The organism is Caulobacter sp. S45 (genome assembly GCF_009765965.1).
GTDB lineage: Bacteria > Pseudomonadota > Alphaproteobacteria > Caulobacterales > Caulobacteraceae > CAHJWH01.
In genome coordinates this window covers 1,460,250-1,479,821 of the sequence record NZ_LMUL01000014.1, presented here as the reverse complement: position 1 = coordinate 1,479,821, position 19,572 = coordinate 1,460,250, and the positions used below count along the sequence as shown (strand labels likewise).

Below are 19,572 nucleotides of genomic sequence, written 5' to 3'. Positions count from 1 at the left end.
GTTCGACGGAAAGGCGCGTTGGGCCCGCCGCCGCAGGGGCCTTGCTTAAGCCCTTCTTCGGACAGATATTGATAGTCAATCGCGGTTCAATCCGAAGGCGGTCCAACCCCAGTGCGCGCCGGTATGTTTTCAGGACGGGCCAAGTCGCCCGAGTCGTCCGGCGTGGTCCCGCTCGGATCGGCGGCGCGCGGCTTCAGCGGCGTGGTCGTCGGCGTGGGCGTGGCGTCCAACGACGGTGGGCTGCAGGCCGGCGAACTGGAGCGTCGGCTGCTGGAGATCGGCTTTGTCGAGGGCGCGCGGGTGGAGATCCTGCACGAAGGCGCCATCGGTCGCGACCCCATCGCTGTGCGGCTCGACGACATGCGCGTGGCGCTGCGCCGTCGTGAGGCCAATGCGGTGATGGTGCAGGCCGATGCGGGTGAAGCCGCCTACCTGACGGCCGCGGAATGAGCCTCGATCTCGGCGAGACGCTCGAATCGCCGTCCTCGCCCGCAACGGACAGCGTCGCCACGCCGCCACCGCCAACAAGCGCGACCCCGACCGCCATCCCCCGCATCGCGCTGGTGGGCACGCCCAACTGCGGCAAGACCGCCCTGTTCAACGCCCTGACCGGCGCGCGCCAGAAGGTGGCCAACTACGCCGGCGTCACGGTCGAGCGCAAGGAAGGCCCGGTCGTGGCCGCCGACGGCTGGCGCGGCCGCGTGGTCGACCTCCCCGGCACCTATTCGCTGCGCGCGCGCAGCCCCGACGAGGCCGTCACCCGGGACGTGGTGCTGGGCCGCTTCGCGGGCGAGGCCGAGCCTGACGTGATCATCTGCGTGGCCGACGCCACCAACCTGCGCCTAGTGCTGCGCCTGGCGCTGGAGCTGAAGTCGGTTGGCCGGCCCATGGTGCTGGCGCTGAACATGTTCGACATCGCCGAGCGGCAGGGCTGGCGCATCGATGTCGAGCGGTTGTCGCGCGAGCTCGGCGTGCCCGTCGTCACCACCGTCGCCACCCGCAAGCGCGGCATGGAAACCCTTCTGGACGCGGTGCGGGGCCTGGCCGTCCGCCCCATCGAGGCCCACGCCTGGCGCGAACCGACCTCGACGGAGCTGCGCGTCGCTCATCGCGAAGCCGAGCGCATCCGCAAGGCCTGCGTCACCCAACCGACCCAGCCCGACACCCTGACCGGGCGGCTGGACAGCGTGCTGCTGCACCCCATCGCCGGCAGCGCCATTCTGCTGACGGTGCTGTTCCTGATGTTCCAGGCGGTGTTCACCTGGGCCCAGCCGGTGATGGACCTGATCAAGGCCGGCTTCGACCATCTCGCCACCCTGGTCGCCCAGGTGATGCCGGAAGGCGTGCTGCGCAGCCTGATCACCGACGGGGTGATCTCGGGGGTGGGCAGCGTGCTGGTCTTCCTGCCCCAGATCCTGATCCTGTTCCTGTTCATCATCCTGCTGGAAGACTTCGGCTACATGGCCCGCGCCGCCTTCCTGATGGACAAGGTGATGGGCGGGGCGGGGCTGCATGGGCGGGCCTTCATCCCGCTGCTGTCGAGCTTCGCCTGCGCCATTCCGGGGATCATGGGCGCGCGGGTGATCGACAGCAAACGCGACCGGCTGACCACCATCCTGGTCGCCCCGCTGATGACCTGCTCGGCGCGCATCCCGGTCTACACCCTGATCATCTCGGCCTTCATCCCCAACAAGACGGTCTGGGGCTTCGTCAACCTGCAAGGGCTGGTGATGTTCGGCCTGTACGGAGCCGGCATCGTCAGCGCGCTGCTGGTGGGCTTCATCATCCGCAAGCTGTTCTGGCGGGGCGCGAGCGAGCCCTTCATCATGGAGCTGCCGGCCTACAAGCTGCCCGACGCCAAGAACGTGATCATGGGGGTGCTGACCCGCGCCAAGATCTTCCTGCGCCGCGCCGGCACGGTGATCCTGTCGATGATGATCCTGATCTGGTTCCTCAGCTCGGTGCCCGGCAAGCCGGCCGGCGCGGTGGGGCCGGCGATCGATTACAGCTTCGCCGGCATGATCGGCCACTTCATCGAGCCCGTGCTGCGCCCGATCGGCTTCAACTGGCAGATCGCCGTGGCCCTGATCCCGGGCATGGCGGCGCGCGAGGTCTCGGTGGCCGCGCTCGGCACCGTCTACGCCGTGGCTGGCGGGGCGGAGGCGGTGGGTCCGCTCGGCAACGCCCTGCACAATCAGTGGTCGATGCCGACCGCTCTGGCCTTCCTGGCCTGGTTCATCTTCGCCCCCCAGTGCGCCTCGACCTTCGGCGTGGTGAAGCGGGAGACCAACTCGTGGGCCTGGCCCACCGCCATGTTCGCCTACATGATGGCGCTGGCCTATCTGGCGGCGTTCGCGGCCTTCCATATCGCCAAGGCGTCGGGGCTCTGACGTCGGGGCTCCCGTTTCGCGCGCCGACCTCCTACATTCATAGTGTTCGCGCGGGGTCGACGTGCTGATCTTCAATGAGGTCGTCTGGCTATGAATCGTCCCTGGTTCGCCTCCAAGACCTACGGCATCGGAGCCTCCACGCCGATCCGTTGGGAAGGCTGGGCCGTTCTCGCCGGTTTCCTGGCGCTGTTCTTCGCCGATGTGCGTTTGGCGCCGGGCGTCTGGCGCATCGCGGGCGCGGTCGCCCTCCTGGTGGTGTTCGCCGCCGTCTGCGCCTGGAAGACCGAGGGCGGTTGGCGCTGGCGCTGGGGCGGACGCTAAGGGCTGGAGGCGGTGTTCGAATGCAGACCCTGATCGCTTACGTCATTGTCGTCCTGGCTGCGGGTTGGGTGGTCTGGTCGACCTTCCTGCCGCGCAAGCTGAAGGCGGATGTTAGGTTGAAGCTCGGGATCAAGCCGAAGCGAGGATCAGGCCGGATGCCGGAGCCAGTTCCACGTCGCCGTCGCTGAGCCGTCCACTCAGGTCGAACGCAACGCGCCAATCGCCGACGGGAAGCGTGAACCGGGCGTCGGTTTCGCCCAGGTTGAACAAGCATAGGCGCTCGCCGCCGCGAAAGAAGGCCAGCACCTCCGCTGGCCCATCCAGGAAGGCGATGTCGCCGGTCCGCATCGCCGGCTCCCCGCGACGCCAGGCGAGCCAACGCCGCACAAACGCCAGCATCGACTGCGGATCGCCGGCCTGAAGGTCCACCGCCAGCGGCCGGTGCGCCGGGTCGAGCGGTAGCCAGGGCTCGCTTTCGCTGAAGCCGCCATGCGTCGCCTGTGCGATCCACGGCATGGGTGTTCGACACCCGTCGCGGCCCTTGTCGGCGGGCCAGAAGGCGACGCCATTTGGGTCGCGTAGCCGCTCGAACGGCACCTCGGCCTGGGGCAGGCCCAACTCCTCGCCCTGGTAGACGAAGGCGGTCCCGCGCAAGGCGGTCAGCAGGGCGAACAGCAGCTTGGCGAACTGCGGCTGGGGTCGCCCAGCGCCCCAGCGCGTGGCGACGCGGATCACGTCGTGGTTGGAGAAGGCCCAGGACGGCCACGCCTCAGGCGCCAGCCGCATCAGCGTCTCCACCCCTTCGCGCAGGAAGGCGGCCCCGAACCGCTCGCCCAGGAACAGGAAGTTGTAGGCGGTGTGGTAGCCGTACGGGCCGCCGGTAAAGGCGGCGGTGACCTCCAGCGAGCGATGGCTGAACAACTCCGCCACGGTCATGCGACCCGGTTGCTCGTCGACCAGCGCGCGCAGGCGGGCGGCGAAGGCCAGGGCCTCGGGCTGCTCGCGGTCGTGGATGTGCAACTGCATGTCGTGCGGCTTGACCGCGTCGGTGCGGTGGGAGGGCGGGTTGTCGGTCAGGGCCGGGTCGTGGGCGAAGCAGTTGGCCACGTCGAGGCGGAACCCGTCCACGCCCCGGTCCAGCCAGAACCGCGCCACGTCCAGCACGGCGTTCTGCACCGCCGGGGTGTGGAAGTTCAGGTCCGGCTGCTCGGCCAGGAAGTTGTGCAGATAGTATTGCTGGCGTCGTCCGTCCCAGGTCCAGCTCGAGCCGCCGAACACCGCCTGCCAGTTGTTGGGCGGCGAACCGTCCGGCCTGGCGTCGGCCCAGACGTACCAGTCGGCCTTGGGGTTGGTCCGGTCGGCGCGGCTCTCGGCGAACCACGCATGTTTGTCGGAGGTGTGGGAATAGACCTGGTCGACGATCAGCTTGAGGCCCAGCGCGTGGGCTGCGGCCACCAGGGCGTCGAAGTGCGTCAGCGTCCCGAACAGCGGGTCGATGGCGCGGTAGTCGGCGATGTCGTAGCCGTAATCGGCCATGGGCGAGGCGAACACCGGCGACAGCCAGATCCCGTCCACGCCCAGGCTGGCGATATAGGGCAGACGCGCGATGATCCCCTTCAGGTCGCCCACCCCGTCGCCGTCGCCGTCGCTGTCCTGGAAGCTGCGCGGATAGACCTGGTAGATCACCGCGCCCTTCCACCAGGGCGTATCGGGCTGGGTCATGGGCGGGCGTCCGTTGAGGGCGGGGACTTAGCGGGGTGCGTGCTTCGAACCGCGGCCAAGCCGCTCCTCAGCATGACGAATGTTTTTGGAATGCACCAAGTTTCGTCATCCTGAGGAGCCCCGAAGGGGCGTCTCGAAGGACGCACAACGCCTCCTAGGCGACGACCGCCTCCGCGCCTACCGGCTGGATCACCTGGGCGGAGAAGCGTTCCATCTCCTCCAGCTGCGGGCTCATCTGCAGCAGCAGCAGGTCCAGCCCGGCGGCTTCGAATTCGGCGACGCGGGCGCGGATGTGCTCGGGCGTGCCGATCAGGCCGGGACGCAGGCCGCGGTTGGAGACGCTGTATTCCTTGATCTTCAGCTCGCGCTCCAGCTCGGTGCCCGAGAGCCATTGCTCGAAGTTGGCGAAGCCCGGTGCGCGGGTGTCGAGCGTGGTTATCCGCTCGACCTCGACCTCGGCCTCTGCCTGGGTGTCGCGGACGATGGCGTAGGCGGCCATGCCGTAGATCATCGGTCCCAGGCCGAGCGCCTCGCGGCGCGCGCGCATGTCAGCGATCTTGGCGGCGATGAATTCAGGCTCGTCGCCGTGCATGACGTAGGCGTCGCAATAGGTGGCGATCAGGGTCTTGGCCGAGTCCGACTCGCCGCCCGCATAGATGGTCGGTCGGGGCTTGGACACCGGCTTGGGCTCGCAGATGGCGTCCTTCATCGTGTAGCGTTCACCCTCGAAGCTGAAGGGGGTCTGGGTCCACAGCCCGTCGACCACCTGCAGCCATTCGCGGGTGCGGGCGTAGCGGTCGTCGTGCTGGTCGAACTGCAGGCCGTACTGGGTCGCCTCGTCCGCCCACCAGGACGACACCACGTTCAGCGCCAGCCGGCCGCCGGAGATGCGGTCGATATTGGCGGCCTGCTTGGCGAACAGGGCGGGGTGGTGGAAGTTCGGGCGCACGGCCACCATCAGCTCCAACCGCTTGGTGACGGCCGCGAGGGCTGCGGCGGTGGACCAGGCGTCCAGCGCCGGCTGGTCGGTCCCCTTGATGTCGTTCAGGTTCAGTTCGGCGACCAGGGTCAGGTCGTAGCCGATCTGCTCGGCCCGCTGGCACAGCCGGCTCATATAGTCCCAGCTGGCCGACATCCCCTCGTCGGGGACGTTGCGCAGCCAGCCGCCGAAGACCGGAGCCCAGAAGCCGTACTTCATGCGGCGGCCTTCCGGGTCTTGGCGATCTCGTCGACCACGAAGTCCACCAGCTTCTCGTGCGGGTCGTAGCCCAGTACGTCCAGCGGGTTGGCGACGAAGTTGGAGAGCGCATTGATGTCGTAGAACCGCTCCACCCCGTCGCGGTCGTCGACCATGTACTCGATGCCGCCGACGTCCAGGTGCGAGGCGCGGGCCACGGCCTCGACCGCCCGGACGATCTCCGGCGAGGGGGTGTAGGCCTCGATGGTGATCGAGGGCTTGTCGGCCATGCAGACGTCGGCCGGGCACAGGTCGAAGGTCGAGCCCGCGCCGTTCAGGGCGATGGCGTAGAGGAACTTGCCGTTCAAGGTTTCGCAGCGGATCACCTGGCCGTTGCGGGCCGGGACGTATTCCTGCACCAGGGTCACGCCGTTGATGCCGGTCGGGCAACCGTTCTCCTCGGCGAAGGCGGCCAGGTCCTCCAGGCTGTCGTAGCGGGCCATGCCGGCGCCGGAGCCGCCGATGTCGCCCTTGACCATGACCGGGAAGCGCAGCTCGGCGGCGGCGCGCACGATGTCGGCGGAGCGGTGGACGACCACGGTGGCCGGAATCTGCAGCCCCAGCGAACGCAGCAGAGTCATCTGGCGCGCCTTGGAGGTGTCGATGGTTAGCGCCGCGCTGCCGTTGATCACCCTGGCGCCGGCCGCCTCATAGTGGGCCATCAGCGCCTGGGAGTAGAAGATGGCGTGCTCGTCCTGGCGCAGGAAGGACGACATCGCCAGCCGGTTCAGCACCACCGGCGCGGGGGCGCGCAGGTCGGACGGGTCGAACAGGTGCTCCTGCACCGGGAGCGGGATCCAGCTCACCCCGCGCTTCTCCAGCACGGCGAACAGCGGTTTGAACCACTCGGGATGTTCGTAATAGATCGCCAGATCGGCCATCGGTTCAGCCTCGCTTCGCCGCCCACTCGGGGTAGCGGACAAATTCGACCTTCGGGTCTTCGCGCTCGCCCGTGACCAGTTCCAGCACCAGGGGGACGATGGCGTCGGGCGGGGTCAGGTCGTTGGGGTCTTCGCCCGGGAAGGCCTGCATCCGCATCCGTGTGCGCATAGGGCCGGGGCTCAACAGGATGCAGCGGATCGGCGTGTTGTCGGTCTCGTCGGCATAGGTGCGCACGATGGCCTCCATCCCGGCCTTGGTGGCGGCGTAGGCGCCCCAGAAGGCCTGCGGCTTGGAGGCGACGCCCGTGCTCATGAAGATGGCGCGCGCGGCCGGGGCCAGCCGCAGCAGCGGGTCCATCGAGCGGACCAGACGGTAGGTGGCGGTCATGTTCACCGCCAGCGACCGCTCCCACACCTTGGGGTCCAGGTGCGCCAGGGGCGTGATCAGGCCGAGGTCGCCGGCGTTGGAGATCAGGATGTCCAGCCGTTTCCACCGCTCGTAGATGGCCGCACCCAGGCGGTCGATGGCCGCGCCATCGGTGATGTTTACCGGGACCAGGGTGGCGCGCTCGCCGGTGGCGGCCAGGATGGCGTCGTCCAACTCTTCCAGGCCGCCCTGGGTGCGGGCGGTGGCGATCACATGCGCGCCGGCCTTGGCTAGGCCCAGCGCGATCTCGTAGCCGATGCCGCGCGAGGCGCCGGTGACCAGGGCGACGCGGCCAGCGAGCGGGGCGAGTTCTGGCGAGGGGGCTTCAGGCAAGGCGGCGTAGCTCCAAGGCCCTTATCCCCCTTGTCGGGAACGGGCGGATGTCCCTTCTCCCGCAAGGTGTGAAGCGACGCAAGCATGCACCCCCTCTCCCCTTGCGGGAGAGGGAGGGGCCCAGCTTTGCTGGGAGGGTGAGGGGTCGACGGACGTTCGGCGCTGAAAACGCAGCAAGACCCCTCAACCTTCCCACGCCGCTGCGCGACGCGGGCCCCTTCCTTCTCCCGCAAGGGGAGAAGGAGATCACGCCGCCACGGCCACCGGCTCTGCCAGCAGGTCCGTCAGGGCCAGCCGGCTGGAGCGCGCGACCGCCACGTGGGCTGGGTAATCGGTGCGGAAGTGGCCGCCGCGGCTCTCCAGTCGCGCCAGGGCGCCGATGACGATGAACAGGGCGGCCAGGGCTGGGTCGGCTTGCGGGCCCTCGCCGAACGCCAGCGGGCGCAGAGCGGCCAGCGCCGCCTGCAGCCCCGTCGCGTCGCGTAGCACGCCGGCATGGGCGTCCAGAATCGCGCGCACCACGCCGGGCTCCGGGCGCGGCGGCAGGCGCTGTGTCCGGGGCGTGCCCGCTGAAGCGGTGAAGCACGCCACGTCCCGCGCCACGGCCTCGCCGCACACCGCCGCCTCCAGCAAGGAGTTGGAGGCCAGCCGGTTAGCTCCGTGCAGGCCAGTGGAGGCGGCCTCGCCGCAGGCCCACAGGCCCGCGACCGTGCTGCGGCCGTGCGCATCCACGCCGATCCCGCCCATGTGGTAGTGCGCCGCCGGCCGGATCGGGATCGGCTGGAGGGCGGGATCGACGCCGGCCGCCAAGCAGGCGGCGGTGATCGATGGGAAGGCGACAGCGAAGCGTTCGCCCAGGGCCTCGCGGGCGTCCAGGAACACCTTGCGACCGGCGGTCAACTCGGCCCACACCGCGCGCGCGACCACGTCGCGGGGCTCCAGCTCGGCGCGACCGTGACCGGCCATGAAACGTTCGCCGAGATCGTTGACCAGGATCGCACCCTCGCCGCGCACCGCTTCGCTGACCAGCGGCATGGGGTCGAGGCCGACGTCGAGCGCGGTCGGATGGAACTGCACGAACTCCATGTCCGCCAGCACAGCGCCTGCCCGCGCCGCCATGGCCAGGCCCAGGCCCAGCGCGCCGGAGGGATTGGTGGTGTGGGCGTAGAGCCCGCCGAGCCCGCCGGTGGCGATCACGACCCGGCCGGATCGCAGGGTGAGCGCCGTCCCGTCCCTGTCGGCGGCCAGCACGCCGGCGACCGCGCCATTGGCGTCCAGCAGCAGGCGCCGTGCGTCGATCCGCTCCAGCAGGATGATGTTCCGTGTGCGGACGGCCGCCTCGACCAGGGCGCGCAGCACCTCGCGGCCGGTGCCGTCGCCCTGGGCATGGACGATGCGGCGACGGCTGTGGGCGGCTTCCAGCCCGAGCTTGAACGACCCGTCCGCCGCGCGGTCGAACCGGGCGCCGATCTCGGCCAGCCGGTCTACGGCCGAGGGGCCGGCGGCGGTGATGCGGCGCGTCGCTTCCGGCGCGCACAGGCCGTCTCCAGCGGCCAGGGTGTCCTGGGCGTGTAGTTCGGGCGCATCGTCCGCGCCCACGGCGGCGGCGACCCCACCCTGGGCCCAGGCGGAGGCCGCCTGCTGGCCGAGGTCGGCGGCGCAGAGCACCGTCACCGGACCGTACTCGGCCAAGCGCAAAGCCGCGCTCAGCCCCGCCGCGCCGGCGCCGATGACGATGGGCGCCCCGTCCCGATGCATGGTCCGCTGCTTCATGGTCCGCGCCCTCAGATCGCCAGCATCCGCTCCACCGCCTGACGGGCGCGGGCGGCGATAGCGGGATCGACCAGCACCTCGGTGGTCAGGGTCTCCAGCGAGCGGCGGATGCCGTTCAGGGTGATCCGCTTCATGTGGGGGCAGAGGTTGCAGGGCCGCAGGAACTCGGTCTCCGGGTTCAGGGCGGCGATGTTGTCGGCCATCGAGCACTCGGTGATCAGCACCGCCTTCTTGGGCTTGCGGCCGGAGATGTAGTCGGCGATCCCGGCGGTCGAGCCCGAATAGTCGGCCGCTGCGACCACCTCGGGCGGGCATTCGGGATGGGCCAGCACCACCACACCCGGCATCGCGTCGCGATATTCGGCGATGTCCTGCGGCGTGAAGCGTTCGTGCACCTCGCAGGCGCCGTCCCAGGTGATCATTTCGATCCCGGTCTCGCGGCCGATATTGGCGGCCAGGTACTTGTCGGGGATCATGATCACGCGGTTCACGCCCCACTCGCGCACCACCGTCTCGACCACCTTCTTCGCATTGCCGGAGGTGCAGCAGACGTCGGTCTCGGCCTTCACCTCGGCGGAGGTGTTGACGTAGGTGACCACGGGCACGCCGGGGTACTGGGCCTTGAGCGCGCGGACGTCGGCGGCGGTGATGCTCTCGGCCAGCGAGCAGCCGGCGCGGGCGTCGGGGATCAGCACCGTCTTGTCTGGGTTCAGGATCTTGGCGGTTTCGGCCATGAAGTGGACCCCGGCCATCACGATCACCGAGGCGCTGGTCTTCCCGGCCTCGCGCGCCAGGGCCAGGCTGTCGCCGACGATGTCGGCCACGCCATGGTAGATTTCCGGGGTCTGGTAGTTGTGGGCCAGCACGATGGCGTCCCGCTCGATCTTCAGCCGTTCGATCGCCGCTGCGTCGTCGGCGAAGCTGTCCCACTCGAACTTGGGGATGTGGCCGCCGACCCGCGCATAGAGCGCAGCCGCGTCCACAAGCCGTTGCGGCGCGGCGGAACGGGGAGCTAAAGCGAACGACATGCGGCGCTTCCTTGCTTATGCTCTCTTTGAGCATTTCTGGGGCGGCGTTCCCACGTAGGGACCGATCCTTCATAAGCCACTTATGCTACGTCTGAGCACAAGGCAAGGGTAGTCTGACGATTTTGTCGCGGGTGTCCTGGTGGCGACACGCGGCGCGTGACCGACCCTAAGCGCTTCGTGTTTCCTGTAGCAGTTTCAACAGCATGGGCACGCCATTCGCGCGCTCCATCTGCGCGCTGGTGAACTCCACGCCGAAGGTCTCCTCGAGGGCGAAGAGCAGGTTGACCATGGCGACGGAGTCCCAGCCCCGCACGTCGGCGGCGCGAGTGGACGGGCCGAGCTTGCCGGCGTGCGGCCCGACGTGTTCGCGCACCAGGACCAGCACCCGCTCGAGGTCCAGATCGAGGAGCAGGTTCACGCGGCCATTCCCGATGAGACGCGAACGTCGTGGGCGAGGGCGCGCGCCTTGCGTAGGATCGGCAGCCAATGCCGGCTGGTATAGGTCATGCCGTCCTCATAGGTGGCCAGGGTGTCGATCTCGGCCACCATCAGGCCGTCGGCCCGGCGTTCCACCCGCCCGACGTGCCCAGGTTCGCGGGCGGCCCGAATCCACAACAGGGTGTTGGGGCCCTTGCGGCGCAGGGCGCGATGCAGGTCGGCGGCCTGGTCTTCACTCACGGGACGTAGGCTGCGGAAAACATAGATGCGTCGGCCGGCTTGGACGTCCTCCAGGAACTTGCGTTTCAACAGGATCAGGCGGCGATGCTCTCGTTGCAGGACCTTGTCTGGATCGTCCAAGGCGATGCGCGCGAAGGTGTGGGAGTTGGCCTTGTAGAGGCGGTGATGGAGTAGATATTCCCCATCGTGCGTGTTGGTTTCCAGCTTCAGGTTGGCGATGTCGTCCCCGCCGGCCAGATTGTCGCCCAGCGTGTCCGTCAGCATCCGCACCGATGTCTCGGTCCATTTGAACATGCCGGGCAGGTCGACCCCGAAACCCTTCTGTAGGCTGGCGAACTCGCAGTTGTCGCCCAGGCTTTCGAATTGGCTGAGCAGACGGATGTTGGCGGCGTTGCGGTACTGAAAGACGGCCCATTTCACCCGACGCGCGGCGCGGCGCGCCAGCAGCAGCGGGTGCGTGTCGAACGCAGGCGTGGGGAAGGTGATCGTCACGTTCAGCCGTCCAGCAGGTCGAAGACGTCCGATGGCCAGGCGGCGGGGTCGACACCGTGCCAACGGAACAGGGCGAGCGCGATGCGCTCCAGGCCGAAACCGACGCAGGCGGTGTGGGCCGCCTCGCCATCGGGGGTGCGAAGCTCAAGCGCCTTGCCGAAATGATCCAGGTGGGCGTTGAAGCTCATGCAGGCGGTGGTCGCGGCGGCGTCGTTGATGGCCACCTTCAGTTCGTACTTCAGTTGTTGCTGCCGCTGACCCTGGCCCATGACGCCGGCGGCGCGGCCGAAGAACGGATCGTTGGCGGCTTCGAGTTCGGCGGACAGGCGCAGGGCGGCGAAGAAATCACGGCCTCGTTCCGTCCACTCTTCGCGGAAGGCCCAGGCCTGCTCGGGCGAGCCGATGCGCACGAACTCGTGCATCTGGAACGACTGCATCCGCGCCAGGTCGGTGGAGGGTTCGCGGCGAAAGCAGTGCGACTGCACCTGCACCGTATAGCCTTGCTCGGGCACTACGCCGCGTGCCGCCATGGCGGGATAGACCGGGTAGCAGCTCGCCGGCGTCAGTACGAGATCGCTGGCCGCCTGGGCGCCGGTCCAGTCGCCGCCGGCGTCGTGGGTCTTCACCAGGTCGCGGTGCGTGCGCTCGTCCCCGCAGAAGCAATGCACGGTGCCGAGCAGGTGGGGGAAGTTGCGGAAGTAGCCGATGCGTTCGAGATCGGCGCGAGGCGTCACCGGCGGGAACCGCATTCGTTCCGCTTGGCGCCCGAACAGGCGATTGATCGCCCGCGACAGGCCTTCTATTGCAAAACTGAAGTCTTCGCCGTGCCCGTAGACGCCTTGAGCACCCGTCGGGATCAGGGCGCGCGAACGCACAAGCTGCTCTGCAAGCCCCTGCGCCGTAGCCGTTTCCCCCACCGCCCTGCTCCAGACTGGATCGTTCGCCGGATGCGTTGATGCGGCGGACCTATTTCCACTCTGCAACAATTAACGCTCTGCGTCAGATGCCTGTTATGCGGCATTTGGCCGTGCGGATTCCGGGTGCGGCGAAACAGCCGAGCTTGAAGGGTCAGCCCGCGCGGGAAAGCGACAGCCGCGTTCCGGCGGCGGCGCGTTGGAGCAGCACCTCGCGCCGGAACCTGACCAAGCGCGCGGGACGGCCGCCGGTGTCGGCCAGCACCTCGCCGGTCTCCTCGATCAGGCCCTGGCTTTCCACCAGGCGGCGGAAGTTCTGCTTGTGCAGCCGCCGGCCCGCCAGCGCCTCCACCGCCTGCTGGAGCTGGAGCAGGGTGAAGGTCGGCGGCATCAGTTCGAACACCACTGGCCGGTATTTGATCTTGGCCCGTAGGCGCGACAGGCCGGTGGCCAGGATGCGGCGATGGTCATGGACCATGGGCTTGCCGGGATTGGGCAGCACCCGGTCGGGGGAGAGAGAGCGCGCGCGGGCCGCCTCGGGGATCAGGCCGGCTTCGTAGAGCAGTTCGTAGCGTTGGAGCGCCGCTTCCTCGTTCCAGGGCGAGCCGTCCAGGCCGAACATAATCTGGGCGCGCTGGCGGCGGGTGCGGCGGGTCTCGGCGTCAGGAGCCTCGTCCGCCCAGGCGTTCAGGCGCGGCGCGATCACCTCGGCCACGGGGTCGGCGGCCTCTTCGCGACGATCCTCCCAGGGGAAGTAGAGATACCAGTCGCGCCAGGCCACGCCGACGTCGCGGTCGCCCTCCGCCTCGCGGGTCAGGGCCAGATAGCTGAGCGCGATGGTGCGCAGATCGCCCCCGATAGTGCGGTCCCGGTCGGCGAAGGTGTAGAGCTGCTCGACATAGCCGAGGGGATGGTGGGTCGACGCCTCCACCCAGGCGCGCAGGCCGAGCTCCAGGGTGCGGTGCTCAGGCTGGAACGGGCCGGAGGGGATCGCGTCGCCATCGCTGACGGTGAGCACGCGGGGGCTGCCGTGCGTCGCCGCCACGATCACCGCGGACAGTTCGATGGCGTAGCCGGCGTCGCTCAAGCAGCCCGATCCCGTGAAACTGGATTACGCAGTTAGACCCGTTTGGGGTCAAGGATGCGACACCGGGCGCTTAAAGGTTCAGCCGCGCCCGCGATAGGTCGGCACGCCCTGGTCGGGCAGCCACAGGCCCTGGGGGACCGGCCCGGTCTGGTAGAAGACGTCGATCGGGATGCCGCCGCGCGGATACCAGTAGCCGCCGATCCTCAGCCACAACGGCTCGGCCGTCGCCGCGAACTTTTTGGCGATGGCGACGGTGCAATCCTCGTGGAAGGCGCCGTGGTTGCGGAAGCTCTGCAGGTAGAGCTTCAGCGACTTGGACTCCACCAGCCAGGCCTTGGGCGCATAGTCGATCACCAGATGGGCGAAGTCCGGCTGGCCGGTGACGGGGCACAGCGAGGTGAATTCCGGCGCGGTGAAGCGCACGCCATAGAGCGTGTCCGGTTGCGGGTTGGGCACGCGCTCCAGCACCGCGGTTTCCGGGCTGTCCGGGGCCGCGACCGCTTGGCCGAGCTGGGTCAGGCGTGAGGCGTCGGTGGTCATGGGCCGCAGTTAGGCGAGGGCACGGGACGGCGCAAGCACCCGAACCCTCTCCCCTTGCGGGAGAGGGAGGGGCCCAGCCTTGGCTGGGAGGGTGAGGGGTCTCGCCACGGCAAGGTGTTGAGCCTCCGTCGACCCCTCAACCTTCCCACGCGTCTATCGACCCGCGGGCCCCTTCCTTCTCCCGCAAGGGGAGAAGGAAGCCTAGTCCAGCGCCTGTTCCAGATCGGCGATCAGGTCGTCGGCGTCCTCGATACCCACCGAGAGGCGCACCAGGCTGTCGGAGATGCCCAGCGTCTCGCGCTGGGCCGCCGGGATGGAGGCGTGGGTCATGATCGCGGGGTGCTCGATCAGGCTTTCCACCCCGCCCAGGCTTTCGGCCAGGGTGAACAGGGCGACCCGCTCCAGCATCCGCGTCGTCCCAGCAAGGTCGCGGTCGAGCACCACGGTGACGATGCCGCCGAAGCCGTGCATCTGGCGCTTGGCCAGGTCGTGCTGGGGATGGCTCTCCAGGCCGGGATAGATCACGCGCTTGACGTCGCCGCGCGCTTCCAGCCAGCGAGCGATTTTCATGGCGTTGGCGCAGGTGCGCTCCATCCGCAGCGCCAGGGTCTTCACCCCCCGCAGCGCCAGGAAGCTGTCGAACGGGCCGAGCACGCCGCCGACGGCGTTTTGCAGGAACCGCACCTGATCGAGCAGCGCGCCTTCCTCGCGCACCACCACGCAGCCGGCCACTACGTCGGAGTGGCCGTTCAGGTACTTGGTCACCGAGTGCATGACGATGTCGAAGCCCAGCTCGAGCGGGCGCTGGCACCAGGGGCTGGCGAAGGTGTTGTCGGCGGCGGTGATCAGTCCGTGCTTGCGCCCGATGGCGGCCAGGGCCGCAAGGTCGGCCAGCCGCAGCATGGGGTTGGTGGGGGTCTCGGCCCAGATCAGCCGGGTGTTGGGGCGGATGGCGGCCTCGACCGCGGCCAGGTCGCCCAGGTCGACGAAGCTGACCTCGAGCCCGGCGCTGCGTTTTCTCACCTTGTCGAGCAGCCGGAAGGTGCCGCCGTACAGGTCGTCCGAGGCGATCAGGTGGTCGCCGCTGTCCAGCAGTTCCAGCACGGTGGAGATCGCCGCCAGCCCCGAGGCGAAGGCGAACCCGGCCGCCCCGCCCTCCAGGTCCGCAACCGCGCGTTCGAAGGCGAAGCGGGTCGGGTTGTGGCTGCGGCTGTACTCGAAGCCCTTGTGCACGCCGGGCGAGGTCTGAGCGTAGGTCGAGGTGGCGTAGATCGGGACCATCACCGCGCCGGTGGTGGGGTCGTGCTCCTGGCCGCCATGGACCGCGCGCGTGGCGAAGGCGGGTCGATGATTGGGGCGTTTGTCTTGATCCACGTGTAAAGGCTCCGCTACGCGTCCCGCGGTTCGCCCGCCCGGACCGGATTCATCTCAAGCTGAGGCTCTCATACATGCTTCAAGCCTATCCTGACCTCGGCGACTGCGAAATTTCCGCCGACCAGCTGCATCAGGAGGGGCTGAACGGCCACACCTGGATCGATCTGCAGGACCCGACGCCGGAAGAGGTGGCCGAGGTCGAGCGCATCTGCGGCCTGCGGGTGCCGACCCGCGCGGAACTGGAGGAGATCGAGCTTTCCAGCCGTATCCGGGTCGAAAAGGACACGCTGTACATGAGCGCGCCGCTGCTCGTGCGCACCGAGGACGGTAGCATCCTCACGGCGCCGACCGGCTTTGTGCTCAACAAACAGGTCTGCCTGACCGTGCGCTTCGCCGATCTGGTCGCCTTCGACAACGTCACCCAGGCGTTGAAGACGACCGACCACAGCACCGCGCCCGACATCTTCGCCCGCCTGCTGGAAGAGGTGGTGGACCGCGCCGCCGACCGGCTGGAGGTGGCGGCCGATGAGCTGAACAAGGCCTCCCACGCCATCTTCCATCAGGACGAGGCGCGCTCGGGCAAGAAGAGCAAGCTGACCCAGGACACCAAGCTGCTGCGCAGGATCATGACCCAGATCGGCCGCGCCAGCGAACGGATGTCGGTGGCCCGCTACACCCTGGTCTGCATCAGCCGCATGGCCCAGTTCACCGCCGAGCGCGGCAAGGACTGGTTGGACGAGGCCATGCTCAGCCGGCTGCACTCGGTGCGCGCCGACGTCGCCTCGCTGGAGCAATACGAGGAGAACCTGCTCAGTCGCGTGCAACTGCTGCAGGACGCCGCCACCGCCTTCATCAGCATCGAGCAGAACGACGTGGTCAAGGTGCTGACCATCGCCTCGGTCGTCGGCGTGCCGCCGGTGATGGTGGTCGGGCTGTACGGCATGAACTTCAAGTACATGCCGGAGCTGAATTGGGCGTGGGGCTATCCCTACGCCATCGCCCTGATCGTCATCACCACCCTGATCCCGCTGGCCTGGTTCAAGTGGAAGGATTGGATGTAGGGCGCAGTGCGGGGCTGCGTCCCCGCCGCGCTCGCAAATCTGGCGTTGCGGGAGTAGATAGTCCGCCTCCCCGCACACGGAACAGGACTTCTGGATGGCCGAGGCGTCCGACATCGCCGCCAAGCGCGCGCCGAAGATCGGCATGGTCAGCCTGGGCTGCCCTAAGGCGCTGGTGGATTCCGAGCGCATCCTGACCCGGCTGAAGGGCGAGGGCTACGACACCTCTGCCGATTACGCGGGTTCCGACGCGGTGATCGTCAACACCTGCGCCTTCCTCGACAGCGCGCGCGAGGAGAGCCTGGACGCCATCGCCGAGGCGCGCCGTTCGGGCCGCCCGGTGATCGTCACCGGCTGCATGGGCTCCGAAGAGGCGTTGTTGCGCGAGCGGTTCCCCGACCTCGCCGCCGTCACCGGGGCCCAGGCCTATGACGCGGTGCTGGATGCGGTGCACCGGACTGCGCCCCAGCCCGACCCTTTCGCCGATATCGCGGCCATGCCCGGCGGCGGGATCAAGCTGACGCCGCGCCATTACGCCTATCTGAAGATCTCCGAGGGCTGCGACCACCGCTGCAGCTTCTGCATCATCCCGAGCCTGCGCGGCGACCTGGCCTCGCGCCCGGTCGACGACGTGCTGCGCGAGGCCGAGGCGCTGGTGTCGTCGGGGGTGAAAGAGCTGCTGGTGGTGTCCCAGGACACCTCCGCTTACGGGCTCGACATCCGCTATGCGCCCGGCGAGTGGCGCGGCCAGCAGTGGAAGGCGAACCTGGAAGGGTTGGCGCGCGGCCTGGGCGAGCTCGGCGTCTGGGTGCGCCTGCACTACATCTATCCCTATCCGCACGTGGACGCGGTGATCCCGCTGATGGCGGAGGGCAAGATCCTCCCCTATCTCGACATCCCGTTCCAGCACGCCGCCCCCAATGTGCTTAAGGCGATGAAACGGCCGGGCAACCAGGAGAAGACCCTGGAACGCATCGGCCGGTGGCGCGAAATCGCGCCGGATCTGGCGATCCGCTCGACCTTCGTGGTCGGCTTCCCAGGCGAGACCGAGGCGGACTTCGACTACCTGATGCAGTGGCTGGAGGAGGCCCAGCTCGATCGGGTCGGTTGCTTCGCCTACGAGAACGTCAAGGGCGCCGCCGCCCGCGACCTGCCGGACCACGTACCGGAAGAGGTCAAGCAGGACCGCCGCCAGCGCTTCATGGCCGCCGCCGAAAAGATCAGCCGCGCCAAGCTGCGCGCCAAGGTCGGCAAGCGGATCAAGGTGCTGGTGGACGAGGTGCGCGCGGACGGAACCGCCATCGCCCGCACCATGGCCGATGCGCCCGAGATCGACGGCCGGGTGCTGGTGCGCGGCGCGGCCAAGTTGTCGGCGGGCGACTTCGCCGAGATCACCGTGGAGCGGGCCGACGCCTTCGACCTGGTCGGCCGGCTGGGCGAGGCCACGTTGAACCGCGCGCCCCTGGCGCCGGCGCGGCGGATGCACCGGGTGATCTCGCGGGTTTAGGGGATGCGTGCTTTGAGACGCGGCTCGCGCCGCTCCTCAGCATGACGAACCTTGGTGCAATCCATTTCCGCACGTCATCCTGAGGAGCCCCGAAGGGGTGTCTCGAAGGACGCAGCGCGGGTGATGCGAGCCGCTACCTAGGGAGGGCTCAGCTCTTCAGCCGCCAGCCGGTGCGGAAGATCTGGTAGGCCACCAGGGTCAGCGCCACGGTCAGCACAAACGTCGAGACCACGCCGATAAGGATCGAGCCGTCCGACTTGCCGATGAAGCCGTAGCGGAAGCCGTCGATCAGATAGAAGAACGGGTTGAAACGCGACGCTTGGTCGAACGGATGGGGCAGGCTGTTCACGCGGTAGAAGGTGCCCGACAGGAAGGTCATTGGCATGACGATGAAGTTGGTCACCGCCGACAGGTGGTCGAACTTCTCCGCCCACAGCCCCGCCACCACTCCCGTCAGCGCCATGATCATCGAGGCCGCCAGCGAAAAGTAGACGATCGCCCAGACGTGGACGAGGCCGAAGCGCGAGAACGGCCACACCGTCGCCGCCGTCACCAGCCCCACCAGCACGCCGCGCGTCACCGCGCCCGCGGTGAAGCCGATGGTCAACTCCCACGGCGACAGGGGCGGGGTCAGGAAGTCCGCCGCCGTCCCCATGATCTTGGCCTGCATCAGCGAGGACGAGGAGTTGGCGAAGGCGTTGTTCAGCATCGCCATCATGATCAGGCCCGGTCCGACGAAATGGGAGAAGGGCACGCCGTCCACGCCCGGGCGGGCGCCCTTCATCGCGACCACGAAGATCATCATGTAGAGCAGGGTGGTCACTACCGGCGCCGCGACCGTCTGGGTGGCCACCTTCCAGAACCGCATCACCTCGCGCTTGTAGAGCGTGCGCACGCCGATCCAGTTGACGCTGCCATAGGTCCGCGGCGGCTGAGGGACGATGTCGCGGGCGATGTGGGCCTCTGCGAGCAGGGCGCCGGGCGTCTGGACGTTCATCCCGCTCATGTGCCTCGCCGAGCCGGCCTTCGCAACTGCGCAGACCCATTCAGTCGCACCGAATCAAGATATGGTTCCTGTGGAAAGCGTCTCCCCACCTATTGTGTCTGCCGACCTGGGGGTTACGATATCTAGTGGGTTGAGGGCGGAAAAGGTCCTCAAGGACGCAAGATGTAGGGCCGTGGATCGGGCGGCCCGATAGAGCGGAGGCGGACATGGGCTGGACGGAAGATCGTGTCGAGACGCTGAAGAAGCTCTGGCTGGACGGCTACAGCGCCAGTCAGATCGCCAAGCAACTCGGCGCCGGGCTTACTCGCAATGCGGTGATCGGCAAGGTGCACAGACTGGGTCTTTCCGGTCGCGCGGCGCCCTCGCAACCCCAGCGGCCGGTGTTCAAGGCCACCCGCCCGGCGCGACCGGCGCCCGCGCCGGCCCCCGTGGCGCGCCGCGCCGAGCCGGTGGCTCAGCCCGAACCCAAGGTGGTCTACGTCACCGAAGAGGCGGGTTCGGCAACGGTGCTGACGCTGGGCGCCCACATGTGCAAGTGGCCGATCGGCGATCCGTCGACCGACGGCTTCAGCTTCTGCGGCCGGGCGTCGGGCGGCGACGGGCCGTACTGCGCCCAGCACGCCCAGGTCGCCTACCAGGCCCAGCCCCGCAAATCCGGCCGCCGGCCGGACTCGGTGGAGTTGGTGCGCTCGTTGCGGCGGTACATTTAGGGGCAGGCGGGGGGGAGGGGGCGCGGTGCGTTCCGCGCCTTTCCCTTTTTACAGTTTTCACGTCAGCGTCGGCATGCCGCGCCCTTCGAGACGC

The 19,572-nt window shown here is 68.5% G+C and carries 19 protein-coding genes; 6 read left to right on the top strand and 13 right to left on the bottom strand.

Going from position 1 to position 19,572, the window contains the following annotated elements; genetic code table 11:
• Window positions 1-123 precede the first annotated feature (123 nt).
• The 3 genes from GSQ87_RS13890 (at window position 124) to GSQ87_RS13880 (ending at window position 2,711) form a co-directional block, all read left to right on the top strand.
• A complete protein-coding gene (locus GSQ87_RS13890; RefSeq protein ID WP_158915986.1) occupies window positions 124-450 on the top strand; it encodes a FeoA family protein in 327 nt (108 codons plus the stop codon).
• Window positions 447-2,390, top strand: a complete 1,944-nt coding sequence (locus tag GSQ87_RS13885; protein ID WP_158915985.1) for a ferrous iron transporter B — start codon at window positions 447-449, stop codon at window positions 2,388-2,390. Before GSQ87_RS13890 ends, GSQ87_RS13885 begins: the two co-directional genes overlap by 4 nt.
• 90 nt (window positions 2,391-2,480) lie before the next feature.
• Complete coding sequence (locus tag GSQ87_RS13880) at window positions 2,481-2,711, top strand: hypothetical protein (RefSeq protein WP_158915984.1); 231 nt, start codon at window positions 2,481-2,483, stop codon at window positions 2,709-2,711.
• Between the two features lie 129 nt (window positions 2,712-2,840).
• Here the strand turns inward: GSQ87_RS13880 and GSQ87_RS13875 are convergent, their stop codons facing one another.
• The 12 genes from GSQ87_RS13875 to GSQ87_RS13820 form a co-directional block, all read right to left on the bottom strand.
• The gene (locus GSQ87_RS13875) at window positions 2,841-4,433 is read right to left on the bottom strand and encodes an alpha-glucosidase (RefSeq protein ID WP_158915983.1); all 1,593 of its coding nucleotides are present in this window, start codon (window positions 4,431-4,433) and stop codon (window positions 2,841-2,843) included.
• A 154-nt stretch (window positions 4,434-4,587) separates the two neighbouring features.
• The gene (locus GSQ87_RS13870) at window positions 4,588-5,631 is read right to left on the bottom strand and encodes an LLM class flavin-dependent oxidoreductase (RefSeq protein ID WP_158915982.1); all 1,044 of its coding nucleotides are present in this window, start codon (window positions 5,629-5,631) and stop codon (window positions 4,588-4,590) included.
• Complete coding sequence (locus GSQ87_RS13865) at window positions 5,628-6,551, bottom strand: RimK family alpha-L-glutamate ligase (RefSeq protein WP_158915981.1); 924 nt, start codon at window positions 6,549-6,551, stop codon at window positions 5,628-5,630. Before GSQ87_RS13865 ends, GSQ87_RS13870 begins: the two co-directional genes overlap by 4 nt.
• A 4-nt stretch (window positions 6,552-6,555) precedes the next feature.
• The gene (locus GSQ87_RS13860; protein ID WP_158915980.1) at window positions 6,556-7,311 is read right to left on the bottom strand and encodes an SDR family NAD(P)-dependent oxidoreductase; all 756 of its coding nucleotides are present in this window, start codon (window positions 7,309-7,311) and stop codon (window positions 6,556-6,558) included.
• Between the two features lie 246 nt (window positions 7,312-7,557).
• A complete protein-coding gene (locus tag GSQ87_RS13855; protein ID WP_158915979.1) occupies window positions 7,558-9,084 on the bottom strand; it encodes an L-aspartate oxidase in 1,527 nt (508 codons plus the stop codon).
• A gap of 11 nt (window positions 9,085-9,095) precedes the next feature.
• Window positions 9,096-10,112 carry a quinolinate synthase NadA gene (gene nadA / locus GSQ87_RS13850; RefSeq protein WP_158915978.1) on the bottom strand — a complete coding sequence of 339 codons (1,017 nt, stop codon included), beginning with the start codon at window positions 10,110-10,112 and terminating at the stop codon, window positions 9,096-9,098.
• A 166-nt stretch (window positions 10,113-10,278) separates the two neighbouring features.
• On the bottom strand, window positions 10,279-10,530 hold the full coding sequence (locus tag GSQ87_RS13845; protein WP_158915977.1) for an acyl carrier protein: 252 nt from the start codon (window positions 10,528-10,530) through the stop codon (window positions 10,279-10,281).
• The gene (locus tag GSQ87_RS13840; RefSeq protein ID WP_158915976.1) at window positions 10,527-11,282 is read right to left on the bottom strand and encodes a hypothetical protein; all 756 of its coding nucleotides are present in this window, start codon (window positions 11,280-11,282) and stop codon (window positions 10,527-10,529) included. Before GSQ87_RS13840 ends, GSQ87_RS13845 begins: the two co-directional genes overlap by 4 nt.
• 2 nt (window positions 11,283-11,284) lie before the next feature.
• Window positions 11,285-12,199: an amino acid--[acyl-carrier-protein] ligase gene (locus GSQ87_RS13835; RefSeq protein WP_158915975.1), complete on the bottom strand. Its 915-nt coding sequence runs from the start codon at window positions 12,197-12,199 to the stop codon at window positions 11,285-11,287.
• A 151-nt stretch (window positions 12,200-12,350) separates the two neighbouring features.
• Window positions 12,351-13,283 (bottom strand): hypothetical protein, encoded by a 933-nt coding sequence (locus tag GSQ87_RS13830; RefSeq protein ID WP_158915974.1) that lies wholly within the window; start codon window positions 13,281-13,283, stop codon window positions 12,351-12,353.
• A 78-nt stretch (window positions 13,284-13,361) separates the two neighbouring features.
• Window positions 13,362-13,823, bottom strand: a complete 462-nt coding sequence (gene queF / locus GSQ87_RS13825) for a preQ(1) synthase (protein WP_158915973.1) — start codon at window positions 13,821-13,823, stop codon at window positions 13,362-13,364.
• Window positions 13,824-14,024: 201 nt separating this feature from the next.
• Window positions 14,025-15,197: a PLP-dependent aspartate aminotransferase family protein gene (locus GSQ87_RS13820; RefSeq protein WP_158915972.1), complete on the bottom strand. Its 1,173-nt coding sequence runs from the start codon at window positions 15,195-15,197 to the stop codon at window positions 14,025-14,027.
• A 74-nt stretch (window positions 15,198-15,271) separates the two neighbouring features.
• On the opposite strand from GSQ87_RS13820, the gene GSQ87_RS13815 reads away from it, so the two are divergent.
• Window positions 15,272-16,258, top strand: coding sequence for a CorA family divalent cation transporter (locus GSQ87_RS13815; protein WP_158915971.1), 987 nt, complete (start codon window positions 15,272-15,274; stop codon window positions 16,256-16,258).
• A 94-nt stretch (window positions 16,259-16,352) separates the two neighbouring features.
• Window positions 16,353-17,762 carry a 30S ribosomal protein S12 methylthiotransferase RimO gene (gene rimO / locus GSQ87_RS13810; RefSeq protein ID WP_158915970.1) on the top strand — a complete coding sequence of 470 codons (1,410 nt, stop codon included), beginning with the start codon at window positions 16,353-16,355 and terminating at the stop codon, window positions 17,760-17,762.
• Window positions 17,763-17,910: 148 nt separating this feature from the next.
• On the opposite strand, the gene GSQ87_RS13805 is transcribed toward rimO, so the two are convergent.
• Window positions 17,911-18,759, bottom strand: a complete 849-nt coding sequence (locus GSQ87_RS13805) for an ABC transporter permease (protein ID WP_158917679.1) — start codon at window positions 18,757-18,759, stop codon at window positions 17,911-17,913.
• 215 nt (window positions 18,760-18,974) lie between these two features.
• On the opposite strand from GSQ87_RS13805, the gene GSQ87_RS13800 reads away from it, so the two are divergent.
• The gene (locus tag GSQ87_RS13800; protein ID WP_158915969.1) at window positions 18,975-19,478 is read left to right on the top strand and encodes a GcrA family cell cycle regulator; all 504 of its coding nucleotides are present in this window, start codon (window positions 18,975-18,977) and stop codon (window positions 19,476-19,478) included.
• Window positions 19,479-19,572 lie beyond the last annotated feature (94 nt).

Excerpts from the sequence above, each read along its gene's own strand:
- GSQ87_RS13880 (WP_158915984.1), top strand. The coding sequence starts at position 2,481 with ATGAATCGTCCCTGGTTCGCCTCCAAGACCTACGGCATCGGAGCCTCC.
- GSQ87_RS13870 (WP_158915982.1), bottom strand. The coding sequence starts at position 5,631 with ATGAAGTACGGCTTCTGGGCTCCGGTCTTCGGCGGCTGGCTGCGCAAC.
- GSQ87_RS13885 (WP_158915985.1), top strand. The coding sequence starts at position 447 with ATGAGCCTCGATCTCGGCGAGACGCTCGAATCGCCGTCCTCGCCCGCA.
- GSQ87_RS13815 (WP_158915971.1), top strand. The coding sequence starts at position 15,272 with ATGCTTCAAGCCTATCCTGACCTCGGCGACTGCGAAATTTCCGCCGAC.
- GSQ87_RS13855 (WP_158915979.1), bottom strand. The coding sequence starts at position 9,084 with ATGAAGCAGCGGACCATGCATCGGGACGGGGCGCCCATCGTCATCGGC.
- GSQ87_RS13875 (WP_158915983.1), bottom strand. The coding sequence starts at position 4,433 with ATGACCCAGCCCGATACGCCCTGGTGGAAGGGCGCGGTGATCTACCAG.
- GSQ87_RS13805 (WP_158917679.1), bottom strand. The coding sequence starts at position 18,759 with ATGAACGTCCAGACGCCCGGCGCCCTGCTCGCAGAGGCCCACATCGCC.
- nadA (WP_158915978.1), bottom strand. The coding sequence starts at position 10,112 with ATGTCGTTCGCTTTAGCTCCCCGTTCCGCCGCGCCGCAACGGCTTGTG.
- GSQ87_RS13800 (WP_158915969.1), top strand. The coding sequence starts at position 18,975 with ATGGGCTGGACGGAAGATCGTGTCGAGACGCTGAAGAAGCTCTGGCTG.
- GSQ87_RS13865 (WP_158915981.1), bottom strand. The coding sequence starts at position 6,551 with ATGGCCGATCTGGCGATCTATTACGAACATCCCGAGTGGTTCAAACCG.
- GSQ87_RS13890 (WP_158915986.1), top strand. The coding sequence starts at position 124 with ATGTTTTCAGGACGGGCCAAGTCGCCCGAGTCGTCCGGCGTGGTCCCG.
- queF (WP_158915973.1), bottom strand. The coding sequence starts at position 13,823 with ATGACCACCGACGCCTCACGCCTGACCCAGCTCGGCCAAGCGGTCGCG.
- rimO (WP_158915970.1), top strand. The coding sequence starts at position 16,353 with ATGGCCGAGGCGTCCGACATCGCCGCCAAGCGCGCGCCGAAGATCGGC.